We start from the raw sequence: 22329 nt of genomic DNA, 5'->3' as shown, positions 1-22329 counted from the left end.
CGGGGGCGGGGGCTCCGTCCGAACACCGGACGGGGCCCTGTGCCGTGCTGCGGGCTGGATAGGGTGTGGAGACGGTTTTCTACGACATCTGGAGCGGCCCCATGAGCGCTGTGACCCCCGCTGGAGGCGACACCGCGGCGGGCCGTTCCTGGCCCGAGGTGCTGAACGCCCTGCTGTACGGCCGGGACCAGAGCGCCGACGCGACGGCGTGGGCGATGGACCGGATCATGCGGGGCGAGGCCACCGACGCGCAGATCGCCGCTTTCGTGGTCGCGCTCAGGGCCAAGGGCGAGACGGTCGAGGAGATCAACGGTCTCGTGCGGGCGATGTACGCGCACGCCAACGTGATCGAGGTCCCCGGGCGGACGGTGGACATCGTCGGCACCGGCGGCGACGGCGCCAAGACCGTCAACATCTCCACCATGTCGGCGATCGTCGTCGCCGGCACCGGCGCCACGGTCGTCAAGCACGGCAACCGGGCCGCCTCCTCCGCGTCCGGCGCCTCGGACGTCCTGGAGAAGCTCGGCGTCAACCTGGAGCTGACCCCGCGGCGGGTGGCCGAGGTGGCCGAGGAGGCAGGGATCACCTTCTGCTTCGCGATCAAGTTCCACCCGGCGCTGCGCCACGCGGGCGCCGCCCGCGGTCAGCTGGGCATCCGCACGGTGTTCAACATCCTCGGTCCGCTGACCAACCCCGCCCGGGTACGGGCCCAGGCGGTCGGGGTCGCGGACCCGCGCATGGCGCCGGTCGTCGCGGGCGTCTTCGCGGAGCGCGGCCACTCCTCGCTCGTCTTCCGCGGCGACGACGGCCTCGACGAGCTGACCACCACGTCGACCTCCCGGGTCTGGGTCGTCCGCGACGGCAAGGTCACCGAGGAGAGCTTCGACCCCCGGGACGTCGGCATCGACCTGGTGCCGGTGGAGGCCCTGCGGGGCGGCGACCCGGCGTACAACGCGGAGGTCGCCCGCCACCTGCTGGACGGCGAGAAGGGCCCGGTCCGGGACGCCGTGCTCCTGAACTCGGCGGCCGCGCTGGTGGCCCTGGACCCGGGGACGGGGACGCTGGCCGAGCAGCTGCGGGCCGGGATGGACAAGGCCGCGGAGGCGATCGACTCGGGCGCGGCGAAGCGGACGCTGGAGCGCTGGGTGGCCGCGAGCAACGCCTGACGGCCACCGAGGTGTCGTCCCGCGATCCGGACACGGGTTGCGGGACGACGATCACCTCACGTACGTTCCGGTACCAGGTCATGAGTGACAGTCATGAGGCCCCGGCCGACTGTCCGGCAACCCTCCGTCCGTGGCGGGGTGCCCCGGGTGAAGACCAGGCCGTAGGCAGCGAGGTCTACGGCAAGCGCGGGCCCCTCTCGACACCAGGGGTCCTGGTCGATCGAGGGAGTCTTCCGTGAGCAAGCGAATGCGATAGGGCCGCCGAGCCCCGCCTCCGCGCACCCATCTCACCTTTACTTTCACGGGAGTTCCCCATGTCCGTCTCCACCGCTGCCGCCGCCCGCACCATTTGTGCCCCGCTGCCCGTTCTGGGGCGTGATGTCACCGTCCCGCTCGTCACCGGCGGCGAGGTCACCTACGCGGCGCTCGACTACGCGGCCAGCGCACCGGCCCTCCAGCGGGTCTGGGACGACGTGGCGGCGTACGCGCCCTACTACGGCAGCGTGCACCGCGGGGCCGGGTACCTCTCCCAGCTCTCGACCGACCTGTTCGAGAACGCCCGCAGGACCGTCGCCGAGTTCCTCGACTGCCGCGAGGACGACGAGCTGATCTTCACCCGGTCGACCACCGACTCGCTCAACCTCCTCGCCGCCGCCCTCCCCGCCGACTGCCAGGTGTTCGTCTTCGAGACCGAGCACCACGCGAGCCTGCTGCCCTGGAAGGACGCCCGGGTCAGCTACCTCGACGCCCCGCGCACCCCGCGGCAGGCCGTCGAGACCCTGGAGAAGGCCCTCGCCGACCGCGACCCCCACGGCCCCGCCCTGGTGTGCGTCACCGGCGCCTCCAACGTCACCGGCGAGCTGTGGCCGGTCCGCGAGCTGGCCGCCGCCGCCCACGCGCACGGTGCCCGGATCGTCCTGGACGCCGCCCAGCTCGCCCCGCACCACCCGGTGAGCGTCCGCGACCTGGACGTCGACTGGGTCGCCTTCTCCGGCCACAAGCTCTACGCGCCCTTCGGCTCCGGCGTCCTGGCCGGCCGCGCCGACTGGCTGCGCGCGGCCGACCCCTACCTCGCGGGCGGCGGCGCCAGCCGCAAGGTCACCCGGCGCGAGGACGGGGGAGTGGACGTGGAGTGGCACGAGAGCGCCGCCCGGCACGAGGCGGGCTCCCCGAACGTCATCGGCGCCTACTCGATCGCCTCGGCCTGCAAGGCGCTGACGGAGGCCGGTTTCGACAGCCTGGTGGCCCGCGAGCGGTATCTGATCGAGAAGGTGAGGGCCGGCCTCGCCGACGTCCCCGAGGTCCGCGTCCTGTCCCTCTTCGGCGACGACGCCCCCCGCGTCGGCGTGCTCTCCTTCGTCGTCGAGGGCTGGAACAGCTCCCACTTCGCCGCCGCCCTCTCCGCCGAGTACGGCATCGGCGTCCGCGACGGCCTCTTCTGCGCCCACCCCCTCGTGCGCACCCTCCTCGGCAGCGACCCGCAGTCCCAGGGCGAGTGCGGCGCCCCCGAGGCCGCGCCCGGCGAGAAGTCGCTCAACGCGATCCGGGTGAGCTTCGGCGCCGGCACCCCGGACGAGCACGTCGAACGGTTCGTGAAGGCGGTGAGGGAACTGGTCGCGGACGGCGCGAAGTGGACGTACCGCACCGAGGACGGCCGCTGCGTCCCGGCCGTCTGAGGGAGCGACGGCCGGCTCGCGTATACGCTCCCCCCAGCAGCCGTACGGAAAGCAGGGGGAGCACGGGGTGCAGGAGCTGCGCGAGCGGGACCCGCGGACCATCGGGCCCTACCAGGTCCTGGGCAGACTCGGCTCCGGCGGCATGGGCGAGGTGTACCTCGCCGAGGCGCGTGGCGGGCTGCGGCTGGCCGTGAAGGTCGTACGGGCCGAGCACGCCGAGGACCGCACCTTCCGGGCCCGGTTCCGGCACGAGGTGCGGGCCGCGCAGACCGTCGGCGGGACCGGCACGTACACCGCGCGGGTCGTGGACGCGGACACCGAGGCCGCGCGGCCGTGGATGGCGACCGAGTTCGTCGCGGGGCCGAACCTGCGGGACGCGGTGCTCGACCGGGGACCGCTGCCCGCGGACGCGGTACGGCTGCTGGCGGCCGCGCTCGCCGAGGCGCTCGCCGCGATCCACGCCAAGGGGCTGGTGCACCGGGACCTCAAGCCCTCCAACATCCTGCTCGCGCCGGACGGCCCCCGGGTCATCGACTTCGGGATCGTCCGGGCCCTGGAGGGCACCGCCCTGACCCGGACCGGCGTGGTCGTCGGATCGGTCGGCTACCTCTCGCCGGAGCAGATCCGCAACGGCGCCCAGGTGGTGCCGGCCAGTGACGTCTTCTCCCTGGGCGCGGTCCTCGCCTACGCCTCCGGCGGGAAGGAGCCCTTCGGCGAGGGGCAGGATTCGGTCGTTCTGCTGCGGATCCTGACCGGGGACGTCGACCTGTCCGCCGTACCGCGGGAACACCTGCCGCTGGTGGAGTCGTGTCTGCGGGACGACCCCGGCGCGCGGCCGACCCCCGCGGAGCTGGTCGCGGCCGCGGGACACACCGCCGCCTTGCTGCGCGAGGGGCTGCGGCCCGGCTGGTACGCGCCCGGATCCGTGCGGGAGCCCGAGGCCGCCCGGAGCGGCGCGCACTGGGTGCCCGGGCACGACTCGGGGGAGCGGGGCAGCCGGGTGGAGTACGTGGCGCCGGTGACCGTCACGGACGTCCCCGCGGTCGCCCCTGTGACCCCCGCCCCCGCCCCGCCGTCCCGGCGCCGGCTGCTGCGGGCCGTGGCGGGAGGCGTCGGGGTCGTGGCCGCCGGGGGCGCGGGCGGATGGCTGTGGCTGCGGGACTCGGCGGACCGAGAGGCGACGACCGGGGCCGGGTCCCCGACGGGCACGCCCGCGACGGGCTGGCAGTGCAAGGTCCAGGGCCTCGGCGGGCGGCGCGGCCCCTGCGCGGCCCTCTCACCCGACGGCACGCGGGTGTACGTCGGCGGCGCGGACGGCGCGCTGCACGCGCTGGACCTGGACGGGCGGACCGTGTGGCGGACCCCGCTCGGCGCCGAGGCGATGTCCCCGCTCGCCACCGCCGACGGCGTGTACTGCCTGCTGGAGGACGGCCAGGAGGGCGCTTCCAGGCTGTGTGCGCTCGGCCGCCGCGGCACGGTCCGCTGGACCAGGTCGTTCGCCGCGAACAGCCAGTTCCCGGTCGCCGCCGGCGAGTTGGTCCTGGTGTCCTACGGCGACGGCTCGGACGCGGGCGGGGTGCGGGCCTACGCCCCCGACGGCAGCGTGCGCTGGACGGCCCCGACCGGACCCGCACCCACCGGCGAACCCTTGGTGGCGGACGGCGTGGTGTACGTCGGCACCTTCGGGGACCAGGTCCAGGCCCTGGACGCGCGGAGCGGCGAGCGGCTCTGGGCGGCGAAGGCCGGCTCCGACACCGGCCGGCCCGCCCTGGTCGGCGACACGCTGATGGTCGGATCGGTCGGCGAGCGGATGCTGCACGGCATCTCCCGCTCCGGCAGGACGCTGTGGGACTCGGCGAACGACAAGGTGTACGGCGGCCGCTACTTCACCTGTGTGCCCTTCGCCGGCCTGGGCGTCACCGTGTCCGACTACGAACTGGTCGCCCTGGACCCCGCCGACGGATCGACGGTGTGGTCCCTCCCCTTCCCCGACGAGGGGAACCAGTACAGCGACCCCACGGTCCTCGGCGGCACCCTCTACGTGCGCCACGGCTCGACGCTCCACGGCGTCGACCGCCGGGGGAAGCGGATCTGGCACCGGCGCGTCGAGGGCGGCGCCTCCCTCGGGACCCAGAGCCCGGTCGTCCGCGACGGCCGTGTGTACACCGCCACCGCCGACGGCATCACGGTGCTCGCGCTCGGCTCCTAGCCGTCGGGGACGATCAGCTGTCGAGGCCGATCGCGAACGCGGCCTCCAGGTCGTGCTGCGAGTAGGTGCGGAAGGCCACGTGGGTGTCCGTCGCCTCGACGCCCGGGATCTTGCTGATGCTGCCGGGGATGACCTCGGCGAGATCCTCGTGCTGCTTGACCCGGACCATGGCGATCAGGTCGTAGGTGCCCGTGACGGAGAAGACCTCGCTCACGGACTCCAGCGCGGCGATCCGCTCCGCGATCTCGGGGATCCGGTCCACGCTGGTCTTGATGAGGACGATCGCGGTGATCACGGCTGGTTCTCTCCCTCGGGGGCCGGAGCTGGGGCGGGCCTCACTCTAGTCGTACGCCCGAAACGCACCCAGGCGAAGACCAGGCCCAGGCCGAAGCCCACCAGGTGGGCCAGATAGGCCACCCCGGGGCCGTCGGAGGCGCGGCCCGCCGCCAGCCATTGCAGCGCCGCCCAGAAGGGCAGGACGACCCAGGCGGGGAAGCGCAGCGGCAGGAAGAAGAGGAACGGCAGGAGACTGGTCACCCGGGCCCGGGGGAACAGGAAGAGCAACGCGCCGAGGACCGCCGAGATCGCCCCGGAGGCACCGACCAGGGACTGCTCGGAGTCGGCGTTGGCGGCCGCGTAGCCCAGCAGGGCGAGGTAGCCGCAGCCGACGTAGAAGAGGAGGAACTGCACCCGGCCCATCCGCTCCTCGGTCATCGCCCCGAAGACGTAGAGGAAGAGCATGTTGCCCAGCAGGTGCGCCCAGCTGCCGTGCACGAACAGCGCGGTGGCCGGGGTGAGGGCGGCACCGGGCGAGTCCTCGAAGAGCTCGGCGGGGATCACGCCCCAGCGGTGGAACCAGGCCCGCTGGGCGGCCAGGGCCGCGTCCCCGGAGCCGTAGGCCGGGTCGAGGCCGGAGGCGGGGCCGATCACGAAGACCAGACAGCACAGGGCGATCAGACCGTGGGTGACCGGAGCCTGCCCCCACAGCGCCCTGCCGGCTCCACCGAGTGTCACCCTCCAGTTGCGGATCATGAACACAGAGCATGACGTAACGGGACGCAACGGAACAGAGTGCCTCGCCGTCGGGTGGGTCCTGTGGACGCCCGAGCGGCGAGTACCCGCCAGGCCGTAGGGTTACGAGCCACACGCACCGGGACGCCGGTGCGTCACCGACAATGGCTAGCAGGAAAGAGCACAGTCACGATGACGGTTCCCCTCCCGACCGCCTCGACGCGGTGGCGCTGCACCCTCTGCGGCAACCTCACGCGCTTCGACGTGACCCGCTCGTCGAAGGTCGTCGAGTACGTCCACCTCGACCTGGCGGGAGAGCCGAAGGTCGAGGAGCGCGAGGTGGTCAGTGAGACCATCGAGTCGGTGCGGTGCCGCTGGTGCAACGCCGTGGACCAGGTGGAACTCGTGGACAGGCCGGGCGCCGGCTCCTGACAGGGCCGGCCCCGCACAGTGATGGGGTGTGACGGATGGTGGAGACACAAGGCGGGGAGCCGGACGACGGCGCCGCCGAGGTCCTCGACCGTCCGCTGCCCGACGGTGTGCGGCGCAGGGTCGTGCACATCGTCTCGGAGGGGTTCGGCGGGCTGACCGTCGGCGAACTGCCCGCACAGCTGAGGCAGTACGCGCGCTTCGCGCCGAACCGGCGGGCCAAGTTCGCGGGCAACGCGATGGCGGCCGCGCTGGAGACCGATCCGCTGTTCCGCCAGCGCATCGGGGAGAAGTTCAGAGAGGTGCAGCCGGAGCTGGCCGGCGCCCTCGACTCCGGTTCCCCGCCCCCGGCCGCGGACCCGCTCGACGTGGCGGCCGCGGCCTATGTTCTGCGCCCCGCCGGCTGGGTCAAGCTGGTCACCGCGGCCGGCGAGGAGGCCCAGCGGGCGGACGCCGAGCGGGCCGACGAGGAGAGCCGCGCCGAACTGGAGCGGCTGCGTGCGGAGCTCACGGCCGCCCGCGACCAGACGCGCGCCGAGACCGAGCGGCTGCGCACCGAGCTGGAATCGGCCAGGAAGGAAGCCGAGTCGCTGCACCGGAAGCTGCGCGCGGCACTCAGTGACGTCAAGCGCGGCGAGGCGGCCCTGCGCAAGCTGCGGGGCGAGATGGACTCCGTGCGCGCCGAGGGGCAGGCCCAGGTGTCCGCCGCGGAGAGCGAGTCCCGGCGCCTGAAGGCACGGCTCGGGGAGGCGGAGGCCGCGCTGGAGGCCACGCGCAGAGCGGCACGGGAGGGGCGCAGTGTCGAGGACATGCGCGTGCGTCTGCTTCTGGACACCGTTCTGGACGCGGCCCAGGGGCTGCGCCGGGAACTGGCCCTGCCGCCGGTCTCCGTGCGGCCCGCCGAGACCGTGGACGCGGTCGAACCGGGACGGATGACCCCGAAGGACATCGCCGCGCGGGCGCTGTCCGAGAACGACCCGGCGATCCTGGACCAGCTACTGGCCCTGCCCCAGGCGCACTTGGTGGTCGACGGCTACAACGTCACCAAGACCGGCTATCCCCAGATGCCGCTGGAGAAGCAGCGCCTGCGGCTCCTCGGGCAGCTCTCGCAGCTCGCCGCGCAGACCGGGGCGGAGGTGACGTGCGTCTTCGACGGGGCCGAACTGGCCGCGCCGGTGCTGCTCGCGCCACCGCGCGGGGTGCGGGTGCTGTTCTCCAAGGCCGGTGTCACCGCCGATGAGTTGATCCGCCAGCTCGTGCGCGCCGAGCCGCCCGGGCGGCCGGTGATCGTCGCCTCGACCGACCGCGAGGTCGCCGACGGCATCGCCAAGGCGGGGGCGCGGCCGGTGGCTTCAGCGGTGCTTCTGAAGCGGCTGTCCTAAACATAGGGCTAAGAGGTTTGGTGTCCGAATTAGCCGTATCGTCACGCAACGTAGTGTCAAGTGGCTATCACTGCACGTGAGTTATGTGCAAAGAATGCACGGCGTGACGAGATTTTATTCCTGAGGATTTGAACTGATCACAGGAAGGTCACTAGGGTCTGGGCTCGAACCTCCAAGCGGGTGATCACTCAAAAGAAGGAGTTCACCTCCGTGGCGTCCCATCGTCGACCCAAGCAGCCGAGCCGTACGCGCGTGACCGTGCTCACGACCGCAGCCGCTGCCGCCGTGGCCCTCAGTGCCAATGCCGCCAATGCCGCGCCGAGCGAGAAGCCGAGCAAGGACGAGGTCAAGGCGAAGGTCGACGCCCTGTACGAGCAGGCCGAGCAGGCCACCGAGAAGCTCAACGGCGCCAAGGAGAAGCAGCAGAAGCTCCAGAAGGAGATCTCCACCATCCAGGACGACGTGGCCCGCGGCCAGGACGACCTGAACGAACTGCGGGACTCCATAGGCATGGCGGCCGCCGCGCAGTACCGCACCGGCACCATCGACTCCTCGCTCCAGCTCTTCCTGTCGTCGAACCCGGACGACTACCTGGACAAGGCGTCCACCGCGGACCAGCTCAGCTCCCAGCAGGTCGAGGCGCTCAAGAAGATCCAGGAGAAGCAGCGCGAGCTGGCCCAGGACCGCGCCGAGGCCTCCGAGAAGCTCAAGGACCTCGCGAGCACCCGCACCGAACTGGCCAAGCAGAAGAAGGCCGTTCAGGGCAAGCTCGCCGAGGCGCAGAGGCTCCTCAACTCCCTGACCGCCGCCGAGAAGGCCGCCCTCGCCGCCGCCGACGCCCGCGCCAGCCGCTCCGCCAGCGAGCGCGTGGACCTCGGCAGCACCGCCCCCGCCTCCGGCCGTGCCCTCGCCGCCTTCCAGGCCGCCCAGAGCAAGATCGGCTCGCCGTACGTCTACGGCGCCACGGGCCCCTCCTCCTTCGACTGCTCGGGCCTGACCTCCTGGGCCTTCGCGCAGGCCGGCGTCACCATCCCGCGCACCTCGCAGGCCCAGGCCAACGCCGGTACCCGCATCTACTCGCAGAGCGACCTCAAGGTCGGCGACCTGGTCATCTTCTACGGCGACCAGCACCACGTCGGCTTCTACGCCGGCAACGGCCAGGTTCTCCACGCCCCCCGCACCGGCACCGTCGTGCGCTACGAGTCGATCAACAACATGCCCTTCCAGTTCGGCGTGCGGATCTGAGCCTTCCGGCGGCTCAAGATCGCGACGACTCGCCCCCCGTTCGGGCGAATCGCGACAACCTCGTCTGACGCCCCGCCCCGCCCATGACCTGCGTCTGAGGCGGGGCGTCAGTTTGTGCGCCCCCTGAGGTCTTTGGCCGGGTCCCGTTCCCGGGGCTACTGTCTGCCGCGTTCTCGTCCGCCAACGGAAGGAGCGCGGCCTCCGTGGGGTTCCATCGCCGCCTGGTCCAGACGTCCGGGTTCAACCGGGGCGCCGGTGCCGCTCTGAGCGTGTTGTCCGCGGCTGCCGCCGCGCTCGGTGCCGTACCGGCCGTCGCCGCTCCCTCCGACGGCACCCGGGCCGAGGTGGACCGCCTCTACGAGCAGGCCGAGCAGGCCACCGAGGCCTACAACAAGGCCGACGAACGCGCCGACTCGCTGCGCGAGGAGGTCGGCTCCGCACAGGACGCGATCGCCCGGCAGCAGGAACGCATCAACTCCATGCGGGACAAGCTCGGTTCGCTGGCCGGCGCCCAGTACCGCTCCGGCGGCCTCGACCCGTCCCTCGCGCTGCTGTTCTCCGACGACCCGGACGAGTACCTCGACAAGGCGGCCGCCCTGGACCGCATCAACGCCCACCAGGCGGGCGAGCTCAAGGACCTCCAGGAGGCCATGCGCGAACTCGCCCAGGAGCGCAGCGAGGCGGCCCGGAAGCTCGGCGAACTGGAGGAGAGCCGCAAGGCCGTCGCCTCCCACAAGCGGACCGTCGAGCGGAAGCTCGCCAAGGCGCGCGAACTGCTCAACTCCCTGCCTTCCGACGAGCGCGCCGCCTACGACCGGGCCTCCCGCTCCGGTCGCTCCGCGATGCCGGACCTCTCGGGGGCCGCGGCGCCCTCGGGCCGGGCGGCCGCCGCCGTCGCCGCGGCCCGGTCCGCGGTCGGCAAGCCGTACGTGTGGGGCGCCAACGGGCCCAACGGCTTCGACTGTTCGGGCCTGATGCAGTGGTCGTACGCCCAGGCCGGCGTCTCCCTGCCGCGCACCTCGCAGGCCCAGCGCTACGCCGGCCGCCAGGTGCCGCTGTCCCAGGCGCGGCCCGGCGATCTGGTCACCTACCGGGGCGACGCCAGCCATGTCGGCATGTACGTCGGCAACGGCCAGGTCGTGCACGCCCCTTATCCCGGCGCCCCGGTGCGCTACGACCCGGTCGGCATGATGCCGGGGGCGACGGTCACGCGCCCCTGACCCACGGCGGCGATACCCGTACGATCGGGAAACATGGCAGGCCGAAGGCGGGCGTCGGGGCGCGGTGCGGTGGTGCTGTGCCTGCTGCTCACCTCGCTGGTGGCGTGCGGCGGCGGGCCGACGGCCGGCGACACCGCCGAGGCCGACGTGCAGCACGTCCTGGACCGGCGGGCGGCGGCCGTCCTCGACCGCGACAAGGCGGCCGTCGCCGAGACGGGAGCTGCGAGCTGGTTCGAGGCCGTCAGCGCGGTGCCGCTCGCCTCCTGGTCCTACAAGGTCACCGGCGTCCACCGGACCGGCACAACGGCCACCGCCGACGCCGAACTCCGCTACCAGGTGCAGGGCTACGACCGGGCCCCCGTCACCGTCGCGCGCACCCTCGACCTCGCCCTCGACGCGGCCGACCAGTGGTACGTGCGGGACGAGAAGCCGGCGAGGAAGGCCCCGCAGCAACTGTGGGACCAGGGCGAGGTGACCGTCGTCCGCGGGAAGCGCAGCATCGTCCTCGGCGTCGGCCAGTCCGGTGAGCGGCTGCACTCCTTCGCGGACCTGGCCGACCACGCCGTGCCCGCCGTGTCGGACGCCTGGGGCACCGGGTGGTCCCGGCACGTCGTCGTGCTCGTGCCCGACTCCCTGGACGGCATGGCGGGGCTGCTCGGCTCGCCGGCCTCCTCCTACCGCGGGATCGCGGCCGTCACCACCGGCGAGACCGGCGCCCCGGCGCGGGCGCCCGCGGACCGGGTCATCGTCAACCCGGACGCCTACGGCCTGCTCGGCAACCTGGGCAGGCAGGTCGTGCTCACCCACGAGACGACCCATGTCGCCACGCGTGCCGACACCACGGCCGCGACACCGCTGTGGCTGTCGGAGGGGTACGCCGACTGGGTCGGCTACCGGGACACCGGCCGCACCCCGTCCGAGGCCGCGCCGGAGCTGGGGGAGGCCGTGGCCGCGGGCCGGGTGCCGGCGGCCCTGCCGTCCGACGCGGACTTCGGCTTCGGCGGCAGCGCGTCCGGGCTCGCGATGTCCTACGAGGGGGGCTGGCTGGCCTGCCGGATGATCGCGGACCGGTGGGGCGAGGCGAGACTGGGCGCGTTCTACCGGGCCGTGGGCACGCACAAGGAGCGGCCGGGAGCGGTGGAGGAGGCCATGGCGAAGGTGCTCGACACCGACCTGAAGGACTTCACCGCCGCGTGGCGGGAGTACCTGCGGGATCAGTTCGGCTGATCCAGCCGCTCCACGGCCTCCGTCAGCCAGGCCCGCTCCGCCCGGCCCGTCGCCCGCGCCACCCGCAGCATGCCCTGCCGGAACAGGTCGCCCGCCTCCTCCGCGCGCACCGGCTCGCCGCCGTCGTAGAAGAAGCTCGTCGGGGTCTCCAGGAACTCCAGCCGCCGCCTGCGCTCGGCTCAGGGCGAGGTCGACGTCTGCCGGGGCGGAACCGGGGTCTGTTCCGGGAGCGCGGGGGCGGGGGTCCGTTTCGGGACCGTCGCCCGCCACAGTTCGCGCATTGCCAGGACCGTGGCGACGACCAGCAGGGCGTTGCGGACGAGCAGGAGGGTGATGCCGAGCGGGCTGCTGCTCACCACGTCCGCGAACCAGACCGGGAACTCCAGGACCGTCACGAAGCACGCCACCAGGACCAGCACCGCCGGCACCCCCATCCGGCTCGCGCGGAAGCACAGGCAGGCCGCCGCCAGGCCGACCAGCCACACCATGTACTGCGGGCTGATCACCCGGCTGGTGGTGGTGAACATCAGCACCGCCACCAGCGCCGCGTCGGCCGTCGTGTGCGTCTCGAACCGGGTGGCCGTCAGCCGCCACAGCAGCAGCAGTCCGAAGGCCATGCCGGTCAGCGCCAGCGCGGCCGTGCTGACGGTGGTCACCCAGGGGCCGAGGAACTCGACCGAGCCGTAGTTCAGCAGCACCTGGCCGTCCCACCCGTGGTGGCGGGCGATGTGGAAGACCAGCGAGCCCAGCGACTCCACCTCGGTGCCCCGCTCCCGCTGGAAGGTCAGGAAGGCGAAGGCCCCGGGCATCGACATCGAGAACAGACCGGCCACCACCGCGACCGTCACCGCCGCCGACGCCCACACGCTGCGCCTGCGGACGCCGACCAGGACCAGCGCGGGCCACACCTTCAGCAGCGCCCCGAAGCCCACCAGCGCTCCGGCGACCTTCGGATGCCGGGCGGCCGCGAGGACCGCCGCGACCGCCACCGCGGTCACCATCACGTCGTAGCGGGAGTAGACGGTCGGGCCGAGCAGCGGTACGCCCGCCACCCACACCCAGGCCCCCCGCAGCCGCCGCCCGTCACGCAGGCCCGCGTACAGCAGCAGGAGGAGGACGGCCAGGTCGGCGAGGAAGGCGAGGACGAAGAAGGCCTGCGTGTACTCCAGGAAGGGCAGCAGCGCGGGCGAGAGGATCGCGAGGGCCGCGGCCGGCGGGTACTGCCAGGTCACGTCGTCCTGCGGGAACGTTCCGGTGCGCAGGACGTCGTACCAGCCCTGGTAGATGACCGACACGTCACTGGTGACGTCCGGGCCCGGGAAGACGTACACCCGGAAGACCCAGAGCAGGAGGAGCAGCCTGGTCACGCCCCAGGTCAGCAGCAGTCCGGTCAGGGATCGCCGCCCGGCCTTCGTCTCCACGTGATCCCCTGCCGTTCGCTCGCGGTCTTGAGGGGAACATGATGTCCCGCTCTCCTGTGAGGGTGCCACAGACGCGGCCGCGCCCGCTGTGAGCAGCAGGTTCGGTAATGTCGGCCGCGATGCACAAGACCCTGATCGTGACGAACGACTTCCCGCCCCGCCCCGGCGGCATCCAGGCGTTCCTGCACAACATGGCGCTGCGCCTCGACCCCGGGCGCCTGGTCGTCTACGCCTCCACCTGGAAGCGGAGCCGGGAGGGCGTCGCGGCGACCGCCGCCTTCGACGCCGAGCAGCCCTTCACCGTCGTACGCGACTCCACGACCATGCTGCTGCCGACACCCGGGGCGACCCGGAAGGCCGTCGGACTGCTGCGGGAGCACGGCTGTACGTCGGTGTGGTTCGGGGCCGCCGCGCCGCTCGGCCTGATGGCGCCCGCGCTCAGGAGGGCCGGGGCGGAGCGGCTGGTGGCGACGACCCACGGACACGAGGCGGGGTGGGCCCAACTGCCCGCCGCTCGGCAGCTGCTGGGCCGTATCGGGGAGTCGACGGACACGATCACCTACCTCGGTGAGTACACGCGGTCGCGGATCGCCGCCGCGCTGACGCCCGAGGCCGCCGCCAGGATGGTCCAGCTCCCGCCGGGGGTCGACGAGAAGACCTTCCACCCCGGGTCGGGCGGGGACGCCGTGCGGGCGCGGCTCGGGCTGACGGACCGGCCGGTGGTCGTGTGCGTCTCGCGCCTCGTCCCGCGCAAGGGACAGGACACCCTCGTCCTCGCCATGCCGCGGATCCTGGCCGCGGAGCCCGACGCCGTCCTGCTGATCGTCGGCGGCGGGCCGTACGAGAAGGAGCTGCGCAGGCTCGCCCACGAGACCGGGGTCGCCGGCTCCGTCCGCTTCACCGGGGCCGTGCCCTGGGCCGAGCTGCCCGCGCACTACGGCGCCGGGGACGTCTTCGCGATGCCGTGCCGGACCCGCCGGGGCGGGCTGGACGTCGAGGGGCTCGGGATCGTCTACCTGGAGGCCTCCGCGACCGGGCTGCCCGTCGTCGCCGGCGACTCCGGCGGCGCTCCGGACGCGGTGCTCGACGGCGAGACCGGGTGGGTCGTACGGGGCGGTTCCGCCGAGGAGGCCGCCGAGCGGATCGTCGTCCTCCTCGGGGACGCGGAACTGCGGAGGCGCATGGGGGAGCGGGGGCGCGAGTGGGTCGAGGAGAAGTGGCGCTGGGATTTGTTGGCGGAAAAGTTGAAGACCCTGCTATAGCCGGAGCCGCATAATCCGCCGATGCTGCGCGCATGACAGCAAAACTGATGCAGCGTCAGCTGACTAGACGTCAGATCCTTGGTATGGCCGCCCTCCAGACGGCGGCCACTCTCGGCTTCACCCGCGTCGGGCTCCGGTCGGCCCGTGCGGAGGAGCCCGCCGCGGTCGAGTCCGCGCCCGCCATCGTCGTCGGCTCCGGCTACGGTGCCTCCGTCGCCGCCCTGCGCCTCGGGCAGGCGGGCATCCGCACCCTGGTCCTGGAGATGGGGCGGCTGTGGAACACCGCCGGCCCCGACGGAAAGGTCTTCTGCAACACCGCTGACCCCGACCAGCGGTCCATGTGGTTCCGCACCCGCACCGAGGCCCCGCTGGCGACCTTCCTGTGGCTGGACGTCGTCAACCGGGACATTACCCCGTATCCGGGTGTCCTGGACCGCGTCCGCTTCTCCGACATGTCCGTCTTCGTGGGTCGCGGGGTCGGCGGCGGTTCCCTGGTCAACGGCTCGATGGCGGTCACCCCGCTCCGGTCCTGGTTCGCCGAGCAGTTCCCGACCGTGGACAGCGCGGAGATGTACGGGACGTACTTCCCGCGCGCCCGCGCCATGCTCGGCGTCAACACCGTGGATCCGGCCTGGTTCGAGTCGACCGAGTGGTACAGGTTCAGCCGGGTCTCCCGGAAGCACGCCGCCAACGCCGGTCTGCGGACCACCTTCGTGCCCAGCGTCTACGACTTCGGTCACATGCAGCGCGAGGCCGCGGGCACGGCGCCGAAGTCGGCCCTCGGCCAAGAGGTCATCTACGGCAACAACCACGGCAAGAAGAGCCTGGACAAGACGTATCTGGCGTCCGCGCTCGGCACCGGCAACGTCACCATCCACACCATGGAGAAGGTCACCGGCATCAGCCGGGCCGGCGACGGCAGTTGGGTGCTGAGCGCCGACCGCATCGACATGACCGGCGCGGTCGTCGAGACCAAGCAGTACGGCTGCACCTATCTGTTCCTCGGCGGCGGCAGCCTCGGCACCAGCGAACTCCTGCTCCGCTCACGGCAGTCGGGCACCCTCCCGGCGCTGGACGCGAGCGTCGGGGCCGGCTGGGGGCCCAACGGCAACGTGATGCTCGGCCGGGCCAACCACCTGTGGGACACCGTCGGCGCCAACCAGTCGACCATGCCGGTCATGGGCATCGACGACTGGGCCAACGCCGACAACCCCGTCTTCGCCGAGATCGCTCCGCTGCCCACCGGACTGGAGCACTGGGTCAGCCTGTACCTGGCGATCACCAAGAACCCGCAGCGCGCCGCCCTCTCGTACTCCGGCGGCGCTCTGCACCTGAACTGGAGCGCCGCACAGAGCGCCGTCTCCTCCGGCATGGCCAAGAAGCTCTTCGACCGGATCAACTCCGCCAACGCGACCATCTACCGGTACGACCTCTTCGGTTCCCCCAGCAGGGTCTTCGCCGACGACTTCACCTACCACCCGCTGGGCGGCTGCGTGCTCGGCAAGGCCACCGACGACTACGGCCGCGTGAAGGGCTACTCACGGCTGTACGTCACCGACGGCTCGCTGATCCCCGGCAACATCGGGGTGAACCCGTTCGTCACCATCACCGCGCTCGCCGAACGGACGATGGCGCGGGTCCTCGTGGAGGACACCGCGCCATGACGTTCCGTCAGAGAGCCTGCTACTTAGCGTAGATGGCCTCGATCTCGGCCGCGTAGTCCTTCGCCACCACGTTCCGCTTGAGCTTCAGCGACGGCGTGAGATGGCCCGTCTCCTCCGTGAACTGGGAGGACAGAATGCGGAACTTCCGCACCGATTCCGCCTTCGACACCGCGGCGTTGCCGTCGTCGACCGCGGCCTGGATCGCCGCGTTCAGGTCCGCGTCCCCGGCCAGCGACGCCGCGGTGGAACCCGCCGGCTTGCCGTGCTCCTCGGCCCAACGGCCCAGGAACTCCTCGTCGATGGTGACCAGCGCGCCCACGAACGGCCGCCCGTCGCCCACCACCATGCACTCCGCGACCAGCGCGTGCGCCCGGATGCGGTCCTCGATCACGGCCGGGGCGACGTTCTTGCCGCCCGCGGTGACGATGATCTCCTTCTTGCGGCCGGTGATCCTGAGGTAGCCGTCCTCGTCGAGGGTGCCGATGTCACCGGTGTGGAACCAGCCGTCGGTGAGCGCCTCGGCGGTCGCGGCCTCGTTGTTCCAGTAGCCCTTGAACAGGTGCTCGCCGTGCAGCAGCACCTCCCCGTCGTCCGCGATCCGGATCACCGAGCCCGGCAGCGGCTGGCCGACGGTGCCGATCTTCGTGCGGTCCCAGGGGTTGAAGGCGGTCGCGGCGCACGACTCGGTCAGGCCGTAGCCCTCCAGGACCGTGAAGCCGATGCCGCGGAAGAAGTGTCCGAGCCGCTCGCCGAGCGGGGCGCCGCCGGAGATGGCGTACTCGCCCCGGCCGCCGAGGACAGCGCGCAGCTTGCTGTAGACCAGCTTGTCGAAGGTCTTGTACTTGATCTTCAGGCCGAGCGACGGGCCCGACGGGGTGTCCAGCGCCTTGCTGTAGGCGATCGCCGTGTCGGCGGCCTTGTCGAAGATCTTGCCCTTGCCGTCCGCCTGCGCCTTGGCGCGCGCCGAGTTGTAGACCTTCTCGAAGACGCGCGGGACGCCGAGGATCAGCGTCGGCCTGAAGGACGCCAGCTCGTCGGTGAGCTGTTTGATGTCCGGGACCATGCCCAGCTTGATCGGCGCCATCATCGGCGCGATCTGCACCAGCCGTCCGAAGACGTGCGCGAGCGGCAGGAAGAGCAGGACCGAGCACTCACCGGTGCGGAACAGCGGGCGCAGCCGCTCCACGATGTTGCCGCACTCCGCGAAGAAGCTGCGGTGGGTGAGCACACAGCCCTTGGGGCGGCCGGTGGTGCCGGAGGTGTAGACGATGGTCGCCGGGTCGTCGGCCTTCGCAAGCGAACTGCGCTCCTCGACGGCCGCGTCGCTGATGTCCTTGCCCGCGCGGCCCAGCTCCTCGACCCCGCCGCCCTCGATCTGCCAGACGTGCTTGAGGGCGGGCAACTGCTCGCGCACCGACTCCACGGCGGCGGCGTGCGCGTCCAGCTCGACGACACAGGCCGTCGCACCCGAGTCGCCGAGGATCCACTGGATCTGCTCCGGCGAGCTGGTCTCGTACACCGGCACGGTGACGGCGCCCGCGCTCCAGATCGCGAAGTCGAGCAGCGTCCACTCGTAACGGGTGCGGGACATCAGACCGACCCGGTCGCCCGGCTGGACCCCGGAGGCGATGAGCCCCTTGGCGGCGGCGTGCACCTCGGCCAGGAAGGCCGTGGCCGTCACGTCCTGCCACTGACCGCCCACCTTGCGGGCGATGACGGCGACGTCGGGATGCTGCGCGGCGTTTCTACGGACGATGTCGGTGAGATTGCCGTCCGCAGGGACCTCGTACAAAGCCGGAAGGCTGAACTCGCGCAAGACTGCTGCTCCTCATAGGGCGCCGGCGCCACGACGTTGTGTGATGCGACGGTCGGTCCAAGGCTCGGGCAGGTGCTCAGGGATTCATCAGTTGAATGCTGAGCACGACTGGACTGCCCGGACGTTACCCGTCGGTATGGCGTCTTCGACAGGGGGGTCCGACGAGATGTTCGCTGCGTCACACGGATTGGGGTTCTTCGCGCACAGTAGTCCACCTGTTCAACGACTGGCCAGTAACCGCAGGCCCGGTCGGCACTGTTCACGTATGCCGCACGGGCCTACTCTTGATCGTCATGGCACCCACACCGGCCGGAAACCGGAAGACACGCGTCCATGTGGTCAGCGACGTGCACGGCAACGCCCGTGACCTGGCCAGAGCCGGCGAGGGTGCCGACGCCCTGATCTGTCTCGGCGACCTGGTGCTGTTCCTGGACTACGCCGACCACTCGCGCGGCATCTTCCCCGACCTGTTCGGGGTGGAGAACGCGGACCGGATCGTGGAACTGCGCACCGCCCGCCGCTTCGAGGAGGCGCGGGAGCTCGGGAAGCGGCTGTGGGCCGGGATCGGCGCCGACCGCGCCTCCGTGATCGAGAAGGCGGTACGCAAGCAGTACGCCGAGATGTTCGCCGCGTTCCCGACACCGACGTACGCGACCTACGGCAATGTCGACATGCCGCCCTTGTGGCCCGAGTACGCCGGACCCGGTACGACCGTGCTCGACGGCCAGCGGGCCGAGATCGGCGGCTGGACGTTCGGCTTCGTCGGCGGCGGACTCAGGACACCCATGCGGACGCCGTACGAGATCAGTGACGAGGAGTACGCGGCGAAGATCGAGGCGGTCGGCGAGGTGGACGTGCTGTGCACGCACATCCCCCCGGAGGTGCCGGAGCTGGTCTACGACACCGTGGCGCGGCGGTTCGAGCGGGGCAGCCGGGCGCTGCTGGCCGCGATCCGCCGCACCCGGCCCCGCTACTCGCTGTTCGGCCACGTCCACCAGCCGCTGGTCCGGCGGATGCGGATCGGGGCGACGGAGTGCGTGAACGTGGGGCACTTCGCCGGGAGCGGGAAGCCGTGGGCGCTGGAATGGTGAGTCCGTCCGCGCGGTAGCCTTCACGCTGCACAGACGTGCGTACCACCCTTCCTCACCGGACCGTATCTGGAGGAGCCACGGCGATGGCGGAACACACCAGTTCGAGCATCACGATCGACGCTGCGCCGGCCGACGTCATGGCCGTGATCGCCGACTTCGCCCGCTACCCGGACTGGACGGGTGAGGTGAAGCAGGCGGAGGTGCTCTCCACGGACGCGTCCGGCCGTGCCGAGCAGGTCCGGCTGGTCATGGACGCGGGCGCCATCAAGGACGACCAGGTCCTCGGCTACACCTGGACCGGCGAGAACGAGGTCTCCTGGACGCTGGTCAAGTCCCAGATGCTGCGTCAGCTCGACGGCTCGTACGTGCTGAAGCCGGCGGGGACGGGTTCCACGGAGGTGACCTACCTGCTGACCGTCGACGTCAAGATCCCGATGCTGGGGATGATCAAGCGCAAGGCGGAGAAGGTCATCATCGACCGGGCGCTGGCGGGTCTGAAGAAGCGGGTCGAGTCCGGGCAGTAGAGGTCGCGTTGCCGGGTGCAGGTCCGTCGTGGCCGGTCGCGCGGTTCCCCGCGCCCCCAAAAAAAGCGGTGGGTACATTCAGGCGGGCACTGACTGCACTCCCTCAAGGGCGCGGGGAACTGCGCGACCAGCCCCCACCGGCCCGCAGCCGCAAGACGGCACAGCGAGGCACGTACCCGGCGTCCGTTACGGTTCACCCCTATGCGCACCATCCTGATCACCGGCCCCGGCGGCAGCGGCCGTACCACCGTCGCCGCCGCCACCGCGCTCGCCGCCGCCCGCGAGGGCACCCGCACCCTGGTGCTGAGCGCCGACCGCACCGACACCCTCGGCGCGATCCTCGGCGTACCGACCGGTGCGACCCCCGCCCGGGTCTCGGAGCACCTCACCGCCTGGCGCCCCGACGCCACCGCCGGATTCCGCGACGACCTCGCCGGTTTCCAGGACCGCGCCTCCCACGTGCTCGACCTCCTCGGCGCCTCCCGGCTCGACCCCGAGGAGGTCACCCCCCTCCCCGGAGCCGAGGAACTCACCCTGCTGCGCGCCCTGCGCGACGCGGCCCTGTCCGAGCGGCACGAACTGCTCGTCGTCGACCTGCCGCCCGTCCGGCAGGCCCTCGCCCTGCTCTCCCTCCCCGAGGAACTGCGCCGCTACCTGCGCCGGCTCCTGCCCGCCGAGCGCCAGGCGGCCGCCGGCCTGCGTCCCGTCCTCGGGCGGCTCGCGGGCGTCCCCATGCCCTCGGAGTGGCTGTACGAGACCGCCGCCCGCTGGGACACCGAGCTCGGCGCGGTCGAGGCCGTCCTCGCCGACCGGCAGGCCGTCGTGCGCCTGGTCGCCGAACCCGGCCCCGCCGGCTCCGACGCCGTACGTGCCGCCGGGCTCGCCCTGGCCCTGCGCGGCCTGCGCCCCGACACCCTGGTCGCCAACCGCGTCGTACCGGAGGACTGGCCACCGGGACTCGTCGCCCAGCAGCGCAAGGCACTGGACGAGTGGCGGGAGGCCCACGACGTCCGGACCGTCCCGCACCTCGGCCACGACCCGCGCGGCGGCGACGACCTCGACGCGCTCGGCGTCCCGGCAGTCAACGCGACGACCTCCACCGTCGAGTGGCCCGTCGTCGATCAGCTCGCCGAGGACGGCGTCCTGGTGTGGCACATCCCGCTGCCCGGCGCCGTGCGCGACGAGCTCGACCTGGTCCGGCGCGGCGACGAACTCGTCGTCAGCGCGGGGCGGTTCCGCCGGATCGTCCCGCTGCCCTCGGCCCTGCGCCGCTGCACCGTCGCCGGCGCCGCCCTGCGCGAGGGCGAGCTGCGGATCAGGTTCGCGCCGGACCCGGATCTGTGGCCCCGCACCCCGTGAACCCGGTACGCCCGTTCGGGTAACGTCGGAGGGACGAACCGTAGTCAGGAGTCCGTCATGAGCGAAGAGCTCCCCCCGTCCGACGCCGCGGACCGCGAGCCCGTGGACGCCGTGGACGAGGTACGGGCGACCGACGCCGACGCGTGGGCGACGGCGGTCGCGGAGGACCTCGAGGCGGAGAAGGCCCGCCGCCGCACCCAGTACGGCCCGCCCCCGGGCTCGGCCGCCGAGGAACTGCGCAAGCTCGTCGACAACGTCGCCGAGAAGCTGTCCGGCCTCCAGTCCCCGCTGCTCGGAGGCATCGCCGGGCCCGCCGCCCAGCAGATGGTCAGGCAGGTCGTGCAGCAGGCCAAGGCCGCCGTCGAGCCGGTCATAGAGCGCAACCCGGACGTCTTCGACCACCTCGCCGCCGCCGGTGGCGAACTCCTCGCCGCGTACCGCTCCGCGGTCCAGGCGCAGGAACAGCGCTGGAGCCGGCGGGACGACACCCTGCGCGACAAGGGCGAGGACCCCGGCCCCGAGCGCATCGATCTGGACTGAAACCCCCTGACGGCAGGGCCTCGGGTACGGTTGGCCGTAGCGGGGCTCGACCGAAACTGAGGGATTCATGGGACTCACCATCGGCGTCGACATCGGCGGCACGAAGATCGCGGCCGGCGTGGTCGATGAGGAAGGCAACATCCTCTCGACCCACAAGGTGCCGACCCCGGGCACGGCCGAGGGCATCGTGGACGCGATCGCCTCGGCGGTGGAGGGCGCGCGTGCCGGGCACGACATCGTGGGCGTGGGCATCGGTGCGGCCGGATACGTCAACCGCCAGCGCTCGGAGGTCTACTTCGCCCCCAACATCCACTGGCGCAACGAGCCGCTGAAGGAGAAGGTCGAGACCCGTGTCGGCCTTCCGGTCGTCGTGGAGAACGACGCCAACGCGGCCGCGTGGGGCGAGTACAAGTTCGGCGCGGGCAAGGGCCACCGCAACGTCATCTGCATCACGCTCGGCACCGGCCTCGGCGGCGGCATCATCATCGGCAACAAGCTGCGCCGCGGCCACTTCGGGGTGGCGGCCGAGTTCGGCCACATCCGCATGGTCCCGGACGGCCTGCTGTGCGGCTGCGGCTCACAGGGCTGCTGGGAGCAGTACGCGTCGGGGCGGGCGCTGGTGAGGTACGCCAAGCAGCGCGCCAACGCCACCCCGGAGAACGCCGAGATCCTCCTCGGGCTCGGCGACGGCAGCCCCGACGGCATCGAGGGCAAGCACATCTCCATGGCCGCCCGGCAGGGCGACCCGGTCGCCGTCGACTCCTACCGCGAACTCGCCCGCTGGGCCGGCGCGGGCCTCGCCGACCTGGCCTCCCTCTTCGACCCGTCCGCCTTCATCGTCGGCGGCGGCCTCTCCGACGAGGGCGAACTGGTCCTGGACCCGATCCGCAAGTCCTACAGGCGCTGGCTGGTGGGCGGCAACTGGCGCCCGGTGGCGGACGTCATCGCGGCCCAACTGGGCAACAAGGCGGGGCTCGTCGGAGCGGCCGACCTGGCGAGAGAGCCCGACCCGATCATGTGACGGTGACTTTTCTTCCGGAGGGGCGCGGGGAACCGCGCCCCTCCCTCTTGGGCGTAGATTGATCCA

19 protein-coding genes, 1 pseudogene and 1 riboswitch are annotated in these 22329 nt (G+C 72.1%); of the genes and pseudogenes, 15 read left to right on the top strand and 5 right to left on the bottom strand.

The window, feature by feature from the left end:
• Nucleotides 1-101 precede the first annotated feature (101 nt).
• From trpD to ACIQJT_RS14580, 3 genes are all read left to right on the top strand, one after another.
• The gene (trpD, locus tag ACIQJT_RS14590) at nucleotides 102-1166 is read left to right on the top strand and encodes an anthranilate phosphoribosyltransferase (protein WP_402643297.1); all 1065 of its coding nucleotides are present in this window, start codon (nucleotides 102-104) and stop codon (nucleotides 1164-1166) included.
• A gap of 76 nt (nucleotides 1167-1242) precedes the next feature.
• A riboswitch (SAM riboswitch) is annotated at nucleotides 1243-1359 on the top strand.
• A gap of 121 nt (nucleotides 1360-1480) precedes the next feature.
• Nucleotides 1481-2842, top strand: a complete 1362-nt coding sequence (locus ACIQJT_RS14585) for an aminotransferase class V-fold PLP-dependent enzyme (RefSeq protein WP_402643296.1) — start codon at nucleotides 1481-1483, stop codon at nucleotides 2840-2842.
• A 67-nt stretch (nucleotides 2843-2909) separates the two neighbouring features.
• A complete protein-coding gene (locus tag ACIQJT_RS14580) occupies nucleotides 2910-5051 on the top strand; it encodes a PQQ-binding-like beta-propeller repeat protein (RefSeq protein WP_402643294.1) in 2142 nt (713 codons plus the stop codon).
• Between the two features lie 13 nt (nucleotides 5052-5064).
• On the opposite strand, the gene ACIQJT_RS14575 is transcribed toward ACIQJT_RS14580, so the two are convergent.
• Together ACIQJT_RS14575 and ACIQJT_RS14570 are read right to left on the bottom strand one after the other, a co-directional pair.
• Nucleotides 5065-5346 (bottom strand): Lrp/AsnC family transcriptional regulator, encoded by a 282-nt coding sequence (locus ACIQJT_RS14575; RefSeq protein ID WP_020137395.1) that lies wholly within the window; start codon nucleotides 5344-5346, stop codon nucleotides 5065-5067.
• Entirely contained in the window at nucleotides 5343-6083 is a 741-nt protein-coding gene (locus ACIQJT_RS14570) for a rhomboid family intramembrane serine protease (RefSeq protein ID WP_365451262.1), read from the bottom strand. Before ACIQJT_RS14570 ends, ACIQJT_RS14575 begins: the two co-directional genes overlap by 4 nt.
• A gap of 171 nt (nucleotides 6084-6254) precedes the next feature.
• Here ACIQJT_RS14570 and ACIQJT_RS14565 point away from each other — a divergent pair, with 171 nt between their 5' ends.
• The 5 genes from ACIQJT_RS14565 (at nucleotide 6255) to ACIQJT_RS14545 (ending at nucleotide 11565) form a co-directional block, all read left to right on the top strand.
• Nucleotides 6255-6494: a hypothetical protein gene (locus tag ACIQJT_RS14565; protein WP_037719539.1), complete on the top strand. Its 240-nt coding sequence runs from the start codon at nucleotides 6255-6257 to the stop codon at nucleotides 6492-6494.
• Nucleotides 6495-6529: 35 nt separating this feature from the next.
• The gene (locus tag ACIQJT_RS14560) at nucleotides 6530-7873 is read left to right on the top strand and encodes an NYN domain-containing protein (protein ID WP_365451264.1); all 1344 of its coding nucleotides are present in this window, start codon (nucleotides 6530-6532) and stop codon (nucleotides 7871-7873) included.
• A gap of 210 nt (nucleotides 7874-8083) precedes the next feature.
• Complete coding sequence (locus tag ACIQJT_RS14555; protein WP_365451266.1) at nucleotides 8084-9118, top strand: NlpC/P60 family protein; 1035 nt, start codon at nucleotides 8084-8086, stop codon at nucleotides 9116-9118.
• Nucleotides 9119-9321: 203 nt separating this feature from the next.
• Nucleotides 9322-10338, top strand: coding sequence for an NlpC/P60 family protein (locus tag ACIQJT_RS14550; RefSeq protein WP_365451268.1), 1017 nt, complete (start codon nucleotides 9322-9324; stop codon nucleotides 10336-10338).
• A gap of 33 nt (nucleotides 10339-10371) precedes the next feature.
• The gene (locus tag ACIQJT_RS14545; RefSeq protein WP_402643288.1) at nucleotides 10372-11565 is read left to right on the top strand and encodes a hypothetical protein; all 1194 of its coding nucleotides are present in this window, start codon (nucleotides 10372-10374) and stop codon (nucleotides 11563-11565) included.
• On the opposite strand, the pseudogene ACIQJT_RS14540 reads toward ACIQJT_RS14545, so the two are convergent.
• Nucleotides 11553-11735 (bottom strand): annotated as a pseudogene (locus tag ACIQJT_RS14540) (PadR family transcriptional regulator); the annotation flags it as partial. The gene ACIQJT_RS14545 and the pseudogene ACIQJT_RS14540 sit on opposite strands and share 13 nt — an antisense overlap.
• Before the next feature lie 9 nt (nucleotides 11736-11744).
• Nucleotides 11745-12986 carry a glycosyltransferase 87 family protein gene (locus ACIQJT_RS14535; protein WP_402643285.1) on the bottom strand — a complete coding sequence of 414 codons (1242 nt, stop codon included), beginning with the start codon at nucleotides 12984-12986 and terminating at the stop codon, nucleotides 11745-11747.
• 119 nt (nucleotides 12987-13105) lie between these two features.
• Here ACIQJT_RS14535 and ACIQJT_RS14530 point away from each other — a divergent pair, with 119 nt between their 5' ends.
• Together ACIQJT_RS14530 and ACIQJT_RS14525 are read left to right on the top strand one after the other, a co-directional pair.
• The gene (locus ACIQJT_RS14530) at nucleotides 13106-14248 is read left to right on the top strand and encodes a glycosyltransferase family 4 protein (protein ID WP_402643283.1); all 1143 of its coding nucleotides are present in this window, start codon (nucleotides 13106-13108) and stop codon (nucleotides 14246-14248) included.
• A gap of 83 nt (nucleotides 14249-14331) precedes the next feature.
• Entirely contained in the window at nucleotides 14332-15912 is a 1581-nt protein-coding gene (locus tag ACIQJT_RS14525) for a GMC oxidoreductase (protein ID WP_402643280.1), read from the top strand.
• Nucleotides 15913-15931: 19 nt separating this feature from the next.
• Here the strand turns inward: ACIQJT_RS14525 and ACIQJT_RS14520 are convergent, their stop codons facing one another.
• The gene (locus ACIQJT_RS14520; RefSeq protein ID WP_402643278.1) at nucleotides 15932-17728 is read right to left on the bottom strand and encodes an AMP-dependent synthetase/ligase; all 1797 of its coding nucleotides are present in this window, start codon (nucleotides 17726-17728) and stop codon (nucleotides 15932-15934) included.
• A 293-nt stretch (nucleotides 17729-18021) separates the two neighbouring features.
• Between ACIQJT_RS14520 and ACIQJT_RS14515 the strand changes: the two genes are divergently transcribed.
• The 5 genes from ACIQJT_RS14515 (at nucleotide 18022) to ACIQJT_RS14495 (ending at nucleotide 22263) form a co-directional block, all read left to right on the top strand.
• Nucleotides 18022-18819 (top strand): metallophosphoesterase, encoded by a 798-nt coding sequence (locus ACIQJT_RS14515; protein ID WP_078959941.1) that lies wholly within the window; start codon nucleotides 18022-18024, stop codon nucleotides 18817-18819.
• 83 nt (nucleotides 18820-18902) lie between these two features.
• The gene (locus ACIQJT_RS14510) at nucleotides 18903-19343 is read left to right on the top strand and encodes an SRPBCC family protein (RefSeq protein ID WP_365451281.1); all 441 of its coding nucleotides are present in this window, start codon (nucleotides 18903-18905) and stop codon (nucleotides 19341-19343) included.
• A 201-nt stretch (nucleotides 19344-19544) separates the two neighbouring features.
• A complete protein-coding gene (locus ACIQJT_RS14505; protein ID WP_402643274.1) occupies nucleotides 19545-20702 on the top strand; it encodes an ArsA family ATPase in 1158 nt (385 codons plus the stop codon).
• Nucleotides 20703-20759: 57 nt separating this feature from the next.
• Nucleotides 20760-21242, top strand: a complete 483-nt coding sequence (locus tag ACIQJT_RS14500; protein ID WP_365451284.1) for a DUF5304 domain-containing protein — start codon at nucleotides 20760-20762, stop codon at nucleotides 21240-21242.
• Nucleotides 21243-21309: 67 nt separating this feature from the next.
• Entirely contained in the window at nucleotides 21310-22263 is a 954-nt protein-coding gene (locus ACIQJT_RS14495; RefSeq protein WP_402643271.1) for an ROK family glucokinase, read from the top strand.
• Nucleotides 22264-22329 lie beyond the last annotated feature (66 nt).

It is taken from the genome of Streptomyces sp. NPDC091972, assembly GCF_044756385.1.
In the GTDB taxonomy this organism is placed as follows: Bacteria; Actinomycetota; Actinomycetes; order Streptomycetales; family Streptomycetaceae; genus Streptomyces.
Note: the sequence above shows the minus strand (reverse complement) of the source record. Positions and strands in the feature narration are given on the sequence as shown.

Excerpts from the sequence above, each read along its gene's own strand:
- ACIQJT_RS14505 (WP_402643274.1), top strand. The coding sequence starts at position 19,545 with ATGCGCACCATCCTGATCACCGGCCCCGGCGGCAGCGGCCGTACCACC.
- ACIQJT_RS14530 (WP_402643283.1), top strand. The coding sequence starts at position 13,106 with ATGCACAAGACCCTGATCGTGACGAACGACTTCCCGCCCCGCCCCGGC.
- ACIQJT_RS14515 (WP_078959941.1), top strand. The coding sequence starts at position 18,022 with ATGGCACCCACACCGGCCGGAAACCGGAAGACACGCGTCCATGTGGTC.
- trpD (WP_402643297.1), top strand. The coding sequence starts at position 102 with ATGAGCGCTGTGACCCCCGCTGGAGGCGACACCGCGGCGGGCCGTTCC.
- ACIQJT_RS14585 (WP_402643296.1), top strand. The coding sequence starts at position 1,481 with ATGTCCGTCTCCACCGCTGCCGCCGCCCGCACCATTTGTGCCCCGCTG.
- ACIQJT_RS14500 (WP_365451284.1), top strand. The coding sequence starts at position 20,760 with ATGAGCGAAGAGCTCCCCCCGTCCGACGCCGCGGACCGCGAGCCCGTG.
- ACIQJT_RS14525 (WP_402643280.1), top strand. The coding sequence starts at position 14,332 with ATGGCCGCCCTCCAGACGGCGGCCACTCTCGGCTTCACCCGCGTCGGG.
- ACIQJT_RS14565 (WP_037719539.1), top strand. The coding sequence starts at position 6,255 with ATGACGGTTCCCCTCCCGACCGCCTCGACGCGGTGGCGCTGCACCCTC.
- ACIQJT_RS14545 (WP_402643288.1), top strand. The coding sequence starts at position 10,372 with ATGGCAGGCCGAAGGCGGGCGTCGGGGCGCGGTGCGGTGGTGCTGTGC.
- ACIQJT_RS14560 (WP_365451264.1), top strand. The coding sequence starts at position 6,530 with ATGGTGGAGACACAAGGCGGGGAGCCGGACGACGGCGCCGCCGAGGTC.
- ACIQJT_RS14495 (WP_402643271.1), top strand. The coding sequence starts at position 21,310 with ATGGGACTCACCATCGGCGTCGACATCGGCGGCACGAAGATCGCGGCC.
- ACIQJT_RS14570 (WP_365451262.1), bottom strand. The coding sequence starts at position 6,083 with ATGATCCGCAACTGGAGGGTGACACTCGGTGGAGCCGGCAGGGCGCTG.
- ACIQJT_RS14510 (WP_365451281.1), top strand. The coding sequence starts at position 18,903 with ATGGCGGAACACACCAGTTCGAGCATCACGATCGACGCTGCGCCGGCC.